Annotated in this window: 8 protein-coding genes and 1 pseudogene; 8 read left to right on the forward strand and 1 reads right to left on the reverse strand. The window is 73.2% G+C overall.

All coding sequences use genetic code 11. The annotated features are described in order from the left end of the window. The first annotated feature begins 127 nt into the window (after window positions 1–127). The 4 genes from AC4IHM_RS19450 to AC4IHM_RS19465 all read left to right on the forward strand — a co-directional run bounded on the left by AC4IHM_RS19450 (window position 128) and on the right by AC4IHM_RS19465 (window position 3,751). Window positions 128–1,660, forward strand: a complete 1,533-nt coding sequence (locus AC4IHM_RS19450) for a flavin-containing monooxygenase (protein ID WP_490868279.1) — start codon at window positions 128–130, stop codon at window positions 1,658–1,660. Further along, entirely contained in the window at window positions 1,657–2,592 is a 936-nt protein-coding gene (locus AC4IHM_RS19455) for an alpha/beta fold hydrolase (RefSeq protein ID WP_490868280.1), read from the forward strand. Before AC4IHM_RS19450 ends, AC4IHM_RS19455 begins: the two co-directional genes overlap by 4 nt. Further along, a complete protein-coding gene (locus AC4IHM_RS19460) occupies window positions 2,589–3,482 on the forward strand; it encodes an SDR family oxidoreductase (protein ID WP_490868281.1) in 894 nt (297 codons plus the stop codon). Before AC4IHM_RS19455 ends, AC4IHM_RS19460 begins: the two co-directional genes overlap by 4 nt. Before the next feature lie 86 nt (window positions 3,483–3,568). Further along, a complete protein-coding gene (locus AC4IHM_RS19465) occupies window positions 3,569–3,751 on the forward strand; it encodes a hypothetical protein (protein ID WP_490868282.1) in 183 nt (60 codons plus the stop codon). A 52-nt stretch (window positions 3,752–3,803) separates the two neighbouring features. Here the strand turns inward: AC4IHM_RS19465 and AC4IHM_RS19470 are convergent. Further along, window positions 3,804–7,236: pseudogene (locus AC4IHM_RS19470) on the reverse strand (S41 family peptidase). 169 nt (window positions 7,237–7,405) lie between these two features. Between AC4IHM_RS19470 and AC4IHM_RS19475 the strand changes: the two are divergent. The 4 genes from AC4IHM_RS19475 to AC4IHM_RS19490 all read left to right on the forward strand — a co-directional run bounded on the left by AC4IHM_RS19475 (window position 7,406) and on the right by AC4IHM_RS19490 (window position 11,827). Next, entirely contained in the window at window positions 7,406–8,005 is a 600-nt protein-coding gene (locus tag AC4IHM_RS19475) for a TetR/AcrR family transcriptional regulator (RefSeq protein WP_490868283.1), read from the forward strand. A gap of 101 nt (window positions 8,006–8,106) precedes the next feature. Continuing rightward, on the forward strand, window positions 8,107–10,335 hold the full coding sequence (locus AC4IHM_RS19480) for an MMPL family transporter (protein ID WP_490868284.1): 2,229 nt from the start codon (window positions 8,107–8,109) through the stop codon (window positions 10,333–10,335). 137 nt (window positions 10,336–10,472) lie between these two features. Beyond that, window positions 10,473–10,985: a YbaK/EbsC family protein gene (locus tag AC4IHM_RS19485; protein ID WP_490868285.1), complete on the forward strand. Its 513-nt coding sequence runs from the start codon at window positions 10,473–10,475 to the stop codon at window positions 10,983–10,985. Continuing rightward, a complete protein-coding gene (locus tag AC4IHM_RS19490; RefSeq protein ID WP_490868286.1) occupies window positions 10,982–11,827 on the forward strand; it encodes an EamA family transporter in 846 nt (281 codons plus the stop codon). The genes AC4IHM_RS19485 and AC4IHM_RS19490 overlap by 4 nt, the downstream gene beginning before the upstream one ends. The last annotated feature ends 1 nt before the right edge of the window (window position 11,828 follow it).

Here is an 11,828-nt window from a genome sequence, read left to right on the forward strand (position 1 = left end):
TCGTACCACGGGTAACTTTCCTTGCCACGCCCCCTACCCATGAGTACGGAGCTGTTCTACGCTCCAATCGCGCCAGTGTTCACTGGCGTGGTTCCAGATGGTCCGGGCGAAGCGTGGAGGCTCCGGGATGGCCGAGCACGAGCAGGTTCACGAACACGTAAGGGTGGCGGTGATCGGGTCCGGCTTCGGCGGGCTGGGGGCCGCCGTGCGGCTGCGGCGCGAAGGGATCACCGACTTCGTCGTACTGGAGAGGGCCGACAGCGTCGGCGGCACCTGGCGGGACAACAGCTACCCCGGGTGCGCCTGCAACGTCCCCTCCCACCTGTACTCCTTCTCCTTCGCGCCCAACCCCGACTGGCCCCGCACCTTCTCCGGGCAGCGGCACATCCGCGCCTACCTGGAGCACGTGACCGACACCTTCGGGCTGCGCCCCCACCTCCGCCTCGGCTCGGAGGTGAAGCGGATGGTGTGGGACGGAGAGCTGCTGCGGTGGCGGATCGAGACCGCGCGGGGACGGCTGACCGCCGATGTCGTCGTGTCCGCGACCGGGCCGCTGTCCGAACCCAGGGTCCCGGACATCCCCGGACTGGACACCTTCCCCGGCAAGGTCTTCCACTCGGCCCGCTGGGACCACGACCACGACCTCACCGGCAAGCGCGTCGCCGTGATCGGCACTGGGGCCTCCGCGATCCAGATCGTGCCGGCCATCCAGCCGAAGGCCGCCCGCCTCACCCTCTTCCAGCGCACCCCGGCCTGGGTGATGCCCCGCATGGACCGGGCGATCAGCGGCGCCGAGCGCGCCCTGCACCGGGCGCTGCCGCTCACCACCCGGCTGCGCCGCGGGCTGCTGTGGGGCATCCGGGAACTCCAGGTCCAGGCGTTCACCAAGCACCCGGACGAGCTGGGCTTCGTCGAGCGGATCGCCAGGCGCAACATGGGCGCCGCCGTCAAGGACCCCGCCCTGCGCGCCAAGCTCACCCCCGACTACCGCATCGGCTGCAAGCGGATCCTGCTGTCCAGCGAGTACTACCCGGCGCTCGTCCGCCCCAATGTGGACGTCGTCGCGAGCGGGCTCGGCGAGGTGCGCGGCTCCACCCTCGTCGCCGCCGACGGCACCGAGGCCGAGGCCGACGCGATCATCTTCGGCACCGGCTTCCACGTCACCGACATGCCCATCGCCGAGCGCGTCGTCGGCGCGGACGGGCGGACCCTCGCCGAGACCTGGAAGGGCGGCATGCAGGCCCTGCGCGGTGCCTCGGCGGCCGGCTTCCCCAACTTCATGACGATCATCGGGCCCAACACCGGCCTCGGGAACTCCTCCATGATCCTGATGATCGAGTCCCAGCTGAACTACCTGGCCGACTATCTGCGCAGGCTGACCGCCCTCGGCGGCCGCGCCGCCCTCGACGCCCGCCCCGCCGCCGTACGGAACTGGAACCACCGGGTGCAGGAGCGCATGAAGCGCACGGTGTGGAACACCGGCGGCTGCACCAGCTGGTACCTGGACGCGAGCGGCCGCAACACCACCGTCTGGCCGGGCACGACCGCCGAGTTCCGGCGCGTGACGCGGCGGGTGGACCCCGCGGAGTACGAGGTGCTGCGCGCGCCCGCCGCCCGTCCGGCCCCCGGTGCCGCCCCGGCCTCGGAGGTGGGCGCGTGAGCCGCCTCCCGCACGTCGCCGCCGGGCCGTACGCCCCGCCCGTGCCCGCCCGCGAGCTGAGCGTCGTCGCCGCCGACGGCGCCCGGATCCACACCGAGGTGCACGGACCCGAGAAGGCGCCCGCGGTCGTCCTCGCGCACGGCTGGTGCTGCTCGACCGCCTTCTGGGCGGCGCAGATACGCGAGTTGGCCGCCGACCACCGCGTCATCGCCTACGACCAGCGCGGCCACGGCCGCAGCCCGGCGAACCCGGCGTGCGGCACCGAACCCCTCGCCGACGACCTCGAAGCCGTGCTGAGGGCCACGCTCGCGCCCGGCGAACAGGCCGTGATCGCCGGGCACTCCATGGGCGGGATGACGGTGATGGCCGCGGCGACCCGCCCCGCGGTGCGCGAGCACGCGGCGGCCGTACTGCTGTGCAGCACGGGCAGTTCACGGCTGGTGGCGTCCGCGACCGTGCTGCCGCTCGGGGAGGGCCGGGTGCGGACCTGGCTGACCCGGCGGATACTCGGCTCCCGGGCGCCGCTCGGACCGGTCACGCCCCTCGCCCGCCGGATCCTCAAGTACGGGACGATGGGCCCCGGTTCGGGCCCCGACATGGTCGAGGCCTGCGCCCGCGTCGTGCACGCCTGCCCGCGCGGGGTGCGCCACGCCTGGTCGCGGGTGCTCGACCTGCTCGACCTCGACCACGGCGTACGGGAGTTGAGGATGCCGGTCGAGGTCGTGGTGGGCACCGCCGACCGGCTGACCCCGCCCGCGCAGGCCCGCTCGCTGGTTGCCGCGCTGCCCAACTGCGTGGGCCTGACGGAACTTCCGGGACTCGGCCACATGACACCGGTGGAGGCACCCGGCCTGGTCACCGGGAAGATCCGCGCGCTCGCCGCCGCCCACATAGCCGCCGAACCGACCGAACACGCCGAGGAGAGCGCATGAGCAGGGTGAGTCTGGAAGGACGGGTCGCCGTCGTCACCGGAGCGGCGCGGGGCGTGGGGGAACTGCTGGCCCGCAAGCTGTCCGCGCGCGGGGTGAAGGTGGCACTGGTCGGTCTGGAGCCCGACGCCCTGGAGCGGGTCGCCGCCCGGCTGCACAGCGAGAGCGAGCACTGGCACGCCGATGTCACCGACCACGAGGCGATGGCCGAGGTGGCCCGGCAGGTCAAGGAGCGGTTCGGCCGCACGGACATCGTCGTCGCCAACGCGGGCGTCGCCGCAGGCGGCCCCTTCGCCGACTCCGACCCGGGGTCCTGGCGGCGGGTGATCGAGGTCAACCTGGTCGGGTCGGCGGTGACCGCCCGCGCCTTCCTGCCCGCGCTGCTGGACAGCCGCGGCTATCTGCTCCAGATCGCCTCCCTCGCCGCCCTCACTCCCGCGCCGATGATGAGCGCCTACTGCGCCTCCAAGTCCGGTGTCGAGGCGTACGCGCACTGCCTGCGCGCCGAGGTGGGGCACCGGGGCGTGAAGGTCGGCGTCGGCTATCTGTCGTGGACCGACACCGACATGGTGCGCGGCGCCGACCAGGACGAGGTCATGCGCGAGCTGCGGCAGCGGCTGCCCTGGCCGTCCAACAGGACCTATCCCCTCGGCCCGGCCGTCGACCGGCTCGTGGAGGGCATCGAGCGCCGCTCCGCCCACGTCTACGGGCAGCGCTGGCTGCGGGGCATGCAGGGCGTGCGCGGCTTCCTGCCGGCCGTCGTCGGCACCGTCGGGCAGCGCGAGATGCGGCGGTTCGGGGACCGGCTGGGCGGCGTGCGCACGGGTCTGGTCGGCGCGGGCGGGGCCGCCGACGAACAGCGAGGGGCGGAGTCGGCTACGGTGCGTAAGTGATCGAGATGCGCAGGGTCACCGCTCGTGTGAATCTGATCGAACCCGGCCGATCCGGTCGGGCCCGATCAGCACAGGAGTGAACCCACATGGGTATCAAGGACCAGTTCCAGGACAAGGCCGAGCGCATGCAGCAGCAGGGCAAGCAGCGCGCCGAGCAGGCCAAGGACCAGCTGCAGAACCGCGACCGCCGTCGTGGCGAGGACGAGGCGGACTCGTCCCCGCGTCGCCGGGACGGCCAGGAGCGCGTCGAGGAGAACTTCGACGCCTGACGCGCCGCCGCTGAGCAGAAGGGGTGCCCTTCCACGGGGAGGGCGCCCCTTCTCATGGCCTCGGCGGCAGCGGCGGGCGGGAGCGGTCCGGTACGTCCGGGTGGCCGGGGGGCGTGGCCGGGGGGTTGGTCTCCAGCAGCTCCAGTGCCAGCCGGACCGCCGCGTCCAGCACCGGGTAGCGGCCCTCGGCCCAGTCCAGCGGGGTGCGCAGCGCCTCGACGTCGGGGGCGACGCCGTAGTTCTCCACGGACCAGCCGTAGACGTCGAACCAGGCCGCGTTCATCGGCACCGTGATCACGGTCCCGTCGCCGAGCCGGTGCCGGCCGGTCATGCCGACCACCCCGCCCCAGGTGCGCTGTCCGACCACCGGGCCGAGGCGCAGCAGCTTGAACGCGGCCGTGATCATGTCTCCGTCGGAGGACGTGGCCTCGTCGGCGACGGCGACGACCGGGCCGCGCGGGGCGTTCGAGGCGTACGACACCGGCTGGGCGTCGCGCGTGAGGTCCCAGCCCAGGATGGTGCGGGTCAGCTTCTCGACGACGAGTTCGCTGATGTTCCCGCCCGCGTTGCCGCGCACGTCCACGATCAGTGCGGGCCGGGACACCTCCATGCGCAGGTCGCGGTTGAACTGGGCCCAGCCGGAGCCGCCCATGTCGGGGATGTGCAGGTAGCCGCACTGTCCGCCACTCAACTCCCGCACCACCTCGCGGCGTTTGGCCACCCAGTCCTGGTAGCGCAGCGGCCGTTCGTCGACGAGCGGTACGACGGCGACCCGGCGGGCCGGGCCCGGTCCGTCCTGCGCGGGTGTGAAGGTCAGCTCGACCGTCGTGCCGCCCGCGCCCGCCAGCAGCGGATACGGGCCCGTCACCGGGTCCACCGGGCGGCCGTCGACGTGGGTCAGTACGGCGCCCTCGCGGATGCCGGTGCCGGCCAGCGGGGAGCGGGCCCTGGAGTCGGAGGAGTCGCCCGGCAGGATGCGCCGGACCAGCCACCGTCCGTCCCGGCACACGAAGTTGGCGCCGAGCAGGCCCTGCCTGCGCCGGTAGTGCGGCGGGCCCTCGTCGCGGCGGGCGGCGGCGACGTAGGCGTGCGAAGTGCCCAGTTCGCCGAGCACCTCGCGCAGCAGGTCGGCGAACTCGTCGGGGGAGGCGACGCGTTCGACCAGCGGGCGGTACTGCGCCAGCACCGCGTCCCAGTCGACGCCGCACATGCCGGGGTCCCAGAAGTAGGCGCGGACCAGGCGGCCGGCCTCGTCGTACGCCTGGCGCCACTCGGCGGCCGGGTCGACCTCGTGCAGGATGCGGCGCAGGTCGATCCAGGTGGTCGAGTCCCCGTCGGCCACCTCGGTCGCCGGTACGGCGCTCAGGTCGCCCTCGTCGAGCACGACGAGCCGGGTGCCGTCGCCGCTGACCCGGAACCAGTCCAGGTGGTCGACGAGTTCGGACTTCTTCGCCTTGGCGAGGTTGAAGTGCTCCAGGGTGGGCCGCTCGCTCGGGTCCGCGGGGTTGGCGAAGGTCTCGCCGAGCGCGCCCGAGATCGGCCAGCGCAGCCAGACCAGGCCGCCGCCCGCGACCGGTTGCAGTGCCGAGTACTTGGACGCGGTGACCGGGAACGGTGTCACCCGGCTCTCCAGCCCCTCGACCTCGACGGTCACCGTGCCGCCCTCGCCGGTCTCGTCCTCCAGCGGGTCGAGGCCGCCGGCGGCGGGGCGGCCCTCGGGGTTCAGCGCGAAGGGGGAGGGGGTCGCGGAGGACAGCGGTACGAGGTAGGGGCGGCAGCCCAGCGGGAAGGACAGGTCCCCGGTGTGCACGTCGTACACCGGGTCGAAGCCGCGCCAGGACAGGAAGGCGAGGTAGCGGCCGTCCCGGGTGAACACCGGGTTCTCGTCCTCGAAGCGGCCGTTGGTGACATCGACGACGAGCGGGCCCTCGGGGCCGTCGATGCGGGCCATCTTGATCTGCCGCAGCGAGCGTCCGATGCCCGGGTGCGACCAGGTGAGCCAGGCCCCGTCCGGGGAGAAGGCGAGGTCGGCCACGGGGCCGTTGTCGGACCGGACCAGCTCGGTGACACGCCCCGCGGCGGCACCGGTGCCGTTGCCCTCCGGCGGCCCGCCGCTCTCCCCGGGGCCGTCCCCGTCCGGGCCGGCGTACGGGGCTTCGGCGGACGGGTCCCCGCTCGCGAGGCCGCCCCGCGTGGCATCGGTGCCCGCCGGGACCACCGCCTCCAGTCTCCGGGCGACCTCCGCGTCCTCCTCCGCGACATCGAGGAGGAGCAGGCGTCCGTCGTGGGCGGCGACGGCCAGGCGTTCGCCCGCCGGGTCCGAGACCAGCTCCAGGACGCGGCCCAGCCGGCCCGAGGCCGGCCGGCGGGGCGCGCGGCCGCCGGTGGCCCGGGGCAGGTGGGCGATCTCGACGGCGTCCTCGCCCTCCGCGTCCGTGACGTACGCGATCCGCCCGCTCTCCCCGAGCATCTCCGGCAGCCGCACCCGTACGCCCGGGGTGTCGGCGAGGATGCGGGCCGGGCCGTCGCGGTGGGTGAGCCAGTACAGGCTGCCGCGTACGACGACGGCGCTCGCGCGGCCCGTCTCGTCCACGGAGACGCCGCCCACGTGCTGGGCGGCCGGCACCTGGTACGTACGCCGCCCCGCGCGCGGCCCGCTCAGCCGGACGTTCGAGCCGGCGCGGCACCGAGCCGGGCGTGAGGTCGTCGACCAGCCACAGGTCGCCCGCGCACTGGTACACCACCCGCGTGCCGTCGCTCGCGGCGTTGCGGGCGTAGCAGTCGTCGTGGTCGGTGTGGCGGCGCAGGCCGGAGCCGTCGTACGCGCACGAGTAGAGGTTGCCGACGCCCTCGTGGTCGCTGAGGAAGGCGATCCGGCCGCCGACGAACATGGGCGAGGCCAGATGCCCGTCGAGGTCGGCGAGGAGCCGCCGCCCGTGCAGCCAGAGCCGGCCCGTGGCGCCGCCCCGGTAGCGCTTCCAGGCGGCGGGTTCGTGCGGCGGGGTGCCGGTGAGCAGGAGGGTCCTGCGCTCCCCGTCCAGGTCGGCGGCCTGGATGTCGGTGACCGGCCCCCAGGGCAGCTTGCGGCCGGGGTCGCCGTCGCAGCCGACCTTGTAGGCCCAGGTCAGATGGGAGAAGGGCTCGCCGTGCGAGGCGACGGCGAGGACGGCGCCGCCGCCGTCGGGACCGGGCGGCGACCAGCCGCAGACCCGGGTGTCGAGGCCGCCCCAGTGGGTGAGCTGCCGTCCGGGGCCGCCGTCCACCGGCACGAGGTGCACCTCGGGGGCCAGGCTGCGCCAGCTGGTGTACGCGATGTGCCGGCCGTCGGGCGAGAAGCGCGGGTGACCGGTCTTGGTGCGGTCGACGGTGAGCCGCCAGGCACGGCCCGGACCGTCGAGCGACGCGAGCCAGAGGTCGTCCTCGGCCACGAAGCACAGCTGGTCGCCGCTGAGGTGCGGAAGGCGCAGATAGCTCACCCACCCCATGCTTTGCCGGGCCGGGAGCACCGGCAACTTATGCGGTGCCGACAACCGTGACCCAGAACACGAACGAAACCGTTTCGTTTCGCTAGGGGAGTGGGGTACCTTCGTCATGTACGAAACGGTGTCGTTCGGAGGACGCCGTGGCAGGACGGAACGGAGAGGAGTGGGCGAGATGACGGAGGCCGCCACCGCGCGCCGAAGCCGGATCACTCCCGAGCGCGAGGCCGAGCTGTACAGGGCCGTGCTCGACCTGCTCCGGGAAGTCGGCTACGACGCTCTCACCATGGACGCCATCGCCGCCCGCACCCGGTCCAGCAAGGCGACGCTCTACCGCCAGTGGGGCGGCAAGCCCGAACTGGTCGTCAGGGCCGTGCGGCACGACAAGCCCGGCGAGATCGGTGACATCGACACCGGCTCCTTCCGCGGCGACCTGCACGCCCTGGTGGCGCGCGAGGACGACTGCACCATGGAACAGAACTCCGCGCTGATGCGGGGCCTGGCCATGGCGATCCACCACAACCCGGACCTGCTCCAGGCCTTGCGGGAGCAGATCGTCGAACCCGAGATCGCCAGTTTCCGGCGCGTGCTGCGCCGCGCCGTGGACCGCGGCGAGATCAGAGCGGACTGCCCGGCCCTGGACTATCTCGTGCACATGTTGGTCGGCGCCCTCGCCACCCGCATGCTGCTTGAGGACCAGCCGCCGACCCGCGACTTCCTCGCCACCTACATCGACGCCGTGATCCTCCCCGCTCTCGGCGTCTCCACCCCCTGACACCTCCCTCCCCCTGAGCCCCACCTGACGTCACCGCTCACGTCGTCGGGCTGATCACACCTGCCCTGAAGATCCAACGACCTGACCGGGAGTACGCCCCCGTGGCCACGTTCCTCTACAAACTCGGCCGGCTCGCCTTTCGCCGACGGCACTTCGTCGCCCTGATCTGGGTGGCCCTGCTGACGCTCGCCGGCGTCGGCGCGGCCAGCGCCCCGCCCGCCGGCAACTCCTCCTTCTCCATTCCCGGCACCGAGGCCCAGAAGGCCTTCGACCTGCTGGAACAGCGCTTCCCCGGCCAGAGCGCCGAGGGGGCGACCGCACGCGTCGTCTTCAAGGCACCCGACGGTCAGAAGATGACGGACGCCGGGCACAAGGCGACTGTCGAGACGACCGTCGACGAACTGGCGGACGGCTCCGAGGTCGCCTCGGTCGCCGACCCCTACACGGGCAACGCCGTCAGCAAGGACGGCACGATCGCCTACGCGTCGGTCAGGTACAACGTCTCCGGCATGGAGCTGGAGGAGTCCACCAAGGACGCCCTGGAGGACGCCGCCCAGCAGGCGCGCGACGCGGGGCTGACCGTCGAGGTCGGCGGTGACGCGCTCCAGGCCGTCCCGGAGACCGGCGCCACGGAGGTCATCGGCATCGCGATCGCCGCCGTCGTCCTGGTCATCACCTTCGGCTCGCTGGTCGCGGCCGGGCTGCCGCTGCTCACCGCCCTGATCGGCGTCGGCATCGGCGTCTCCTCGATCACCGCGCTGGCCAGTGCGCTCGAACTGGGCTCGACCACCTCCATCCTGGCGATGATGATCGGCCTCGCGGTCGGCATCGACTACGCCCTGTTCATCGTCTCCCGCTACCGCGCCGAACTCGCCGAGGGGCGTGAGCGCGAAGAGGCCGCGGGCCGGGCGGTCGGCACCGCGGGCTCGGCGGTGGTCTTCGCCGGCCTCACGGTCGTCATCGCCCTGGTGGGCCTCGCGGTCGTCAACATCCCGATGCTCACCAAGATGGGCGTCGCGGCGGCCGGCACCGTCGCCATCGCGGTCCTGATCGCCCTGACGATGATCCCGGCGCTGCTCGGCTACGCCGGCCGCAGGGTCAAGCCGGCCGGTGCCAAGAGCAGGCTCCTGAGCCGCTTCCGCAAGGGCGCGGAGCAGCCGGAGGGCCGGCCGAAGGCCAACCTGGGCACCCGCTGGGCGAGCTTCGTCGTCCGCCGCCCCCTCGCCGTCCTCCTCCTGGGCGTCATCGGCCTCGGCGCCGCCGCGATCCCCGCGGCCTCCCTGGAACTGGGCCTGCCCGACGACGGCTCCCAGCCCACCTCCACCACCCAGCGCCGCGCCTACGACCTGCTGTCGCAGGGCTTCGGGCCCGGCTTCAACGGCCCGCTGCTCGTCGTGGTCGACGCCAAGGGCAGCGACGCCCCGAAGGACGCCTTCACCGATGTCTCGGACGAGATCCAGGGGCTCGACGGCGTCGTGGCGGTGACCCCGCCCGCCCCCAACAAGGGCGGCGACACCGCGACCATCACCGTGATCCCGGACTCCAAGCCGTCCTCCGTGCAGACCGAGGACCTGGTGCACTCCATCCGTGACGCGGGCGGCGACATCAGGGCCGACACCGGCGCGGAGACCCTGGTCACCGGCGCCACGGCGATGAACATCGACGTCAGCCAGAAGCTCAACGACGCGCTGGTGCCGTATCTGGTCCTGGTCGTCGGCCTGGCCTTCCTCCTCCTGATCGTGGTCTTCCGCTCGATCCTGGTCCCGCTGAAGGCGGCCCTCGGCTTCCTGCTCTCCGTCATGGCGGCGCTCGGCGCGGTCGTCGCGGTCTTCCAGTGGGGCTGGCTGTCCGGCCTGATGGGCGTCGAGGAGACCGGCCCGGTCATGTCGATGATGCCGATCTTCATGGTCGGCGTGGTCTTCGGCCTGGCGATGGACTACGAGGTCTTCCTGGTCACCCGCATGCGGGAGGCCCACGTCCACGGCGAGAAGCCCCAGCAGGCGGTCGTCACCGGCTTCCGGCACGGAGCACGGGTCGTCACGGCGGCGGCGGTCATCATGATGGCGGTCTTCGCGGGCTTCATCGGCTCCAGCGAGTCGATGGTCAAGATGATCGGCTTCGGCCTCGCGATCGCCGTCTTCTTCGACGCGTTCGTGGTCCGCATGGCCATCGTCCCGGCCGTCCTCGCCCTGCTCGGCAAGAGGGCCTGGTGGCTGCCGAAGTGGCTGGACCGCGCCCTGCCCAACGTGGATGTCGAGGGCGAGGGCCTGCGCACGATCGAGGAGCGGCGCGCGGACCCCGACGAGGACCGGGCCCTGGTGCGCACCTGACGCGCCACCTCCGCCAGGAGGACGACGGACCAGCCGGTGAGGGCACCGTGGGGACGGGGCCGCCCTCACCGGCTTCCTGCGTGCGGGCCCCGCAACCCGGTCGCCTGCCGGCTACACGTACCGCTACGGTGCCGTCCATGACGACGACCGACGACGCCTCCGAAGCCTCCGCCGCCCACCCGCGTTTCGCCGCCGCCCTCGACGAGCTGGGCCTCGGGGACCTGGCCGGACGGGCCCGGCGCTTCCCGGAGGCCACCCGCACCGCCGCCGAGGCCGCCGCCGCGATCGGATGCGAGCTGAGCCAGATCTGCAAGTCGCTCATCTTCGCCGCGGACGGCGTGCCCGTGCTGGTCCTCATGGACGGCGCCTCCCGCGTCGACCTGGAGCGGGTCCGGGAGGAACTCGGCGCCCAGAAGGTCACCCGGGCCAAGGCCGACGTCGTACGGGAGGCGACCGGGTACGCGATCGGCGGCGTGCCGCCCTTCGGGCACCGCACCAGGACCCGGGTGCTCGCCGACCGGTCGCTGCTCGCGCACGAGGTCGTCTGGGCCGCCGCCGGCACCCCGTACGCCGTCTTCCCGATGGAGCCCAAGGACCTCGTCGCCACCGCCGGTGCCGTGCTCGTGGACGTGCGCGAGCACTCCGCGTGACTCCGCTGGTCACCAGCGCCGTCCTGCTCGCCGCGGTCACCCACGCCGGCTGGAACGCCATCGCGCACCGGATCACGGACAAGCTGACCGGCTTCGCGCTGATCTCGGGCGGCGGCATGCTCATCGGGCTCGCCCTGCTGCCGTTCACGGCGTTCCCGGCGGCCGGTGCGTGGCCGTACCTGCTGGTCTCCGCCGTCATCCACATCGCCTACTACGCCCTGCTGATGCGCTCCTTCCGGCTCGGCGACTTCGGGCAGGCCTACCCGATCGCCCGCGGCAGCGCGCCCCTGCTGGTCACCGTCCTCGCCGCCGTCTTCGCCGGCGAGGTGCCGGACGGCTGGGCGAGCGCGGGCATCCTGCTGTCCTGCGCGGGGCTGAGCGGCGTCGCCCTGTGGGGACTGCGCGGACGCCGGCCCGACTGGGCGGCGATCGGCGCGGCCCTGGCGACCGGGGCGACCATCGCGGCGTACACGGTCGTCGACGGACTGGGCGTACGCGCCTCCGGGACCTCCCTCGGGTACGTCGCCTGGCTGATGGCGGTGCAGGGCACGGTCGTCCCGGCGTACTTCCTGCACCGCCACCGCGCCGCCGCCCCCGGACTGCTCCGCCCGCACGCCGCCCTCGGGCTGCTCGGCGCGGCCCTGTCCGTCACCGCGTACGCCCTGGTCCTGTGGGCCCAGACCCGAGCCGAACTGGCCCCGATCGCCGCCCTGCGCGAGTCCTCCATCCTGGTCGGCGCGGCACTGAGCGCGTTCGTGTTCAAGGAGCGGTTCGGTGCGCCCCGGATCGCCGCGGCCGGGCTTCTGGTCGTCGGGATCGGGCTGATGCTGCACACGGGATAGC

This window comes from Streptomyces sp. SL06, from assembly GCF_058244745.1.

Coding starts and splice junctions, on each gene's coding strand:
- AC4IHM_RS19460 (WP_490868281.1), top strand. CDS start 2,589: ATGAGCAGGGTGAGTCTGGAAGGACGGGTCGCCGTCGTCACCGGAGCG.
- AC4IHM_RS19465 (WP_490868282.1), top strand. CDS start 3,569: ATGGGTATCAAGGACCAGTTCCAGGACAAGGCCGAGCGCATGCAGCAG.
- AC4IHM_RS19485 (WP_490868285.1), top strand. CDS start 10,473: ATGACGACGACCGACGACGCCTCCGAAGCCTCCGCCGCCCACCCGCGT.
- AC4IHM_RS19475 (WP_490868283.1), top strand. CDS start 7,406: ATGACGGAGGCCGCCACCGCGCGCCGAAGCCGGATCACTCCCGAGCGC.
- AC4IHM_RS19450 (WP_490868279.1), top strand. CDS start 128: ATGGCCGAGCACGAGCAGGTTCACGAACACGTAAGGGTGGCGGTGATC.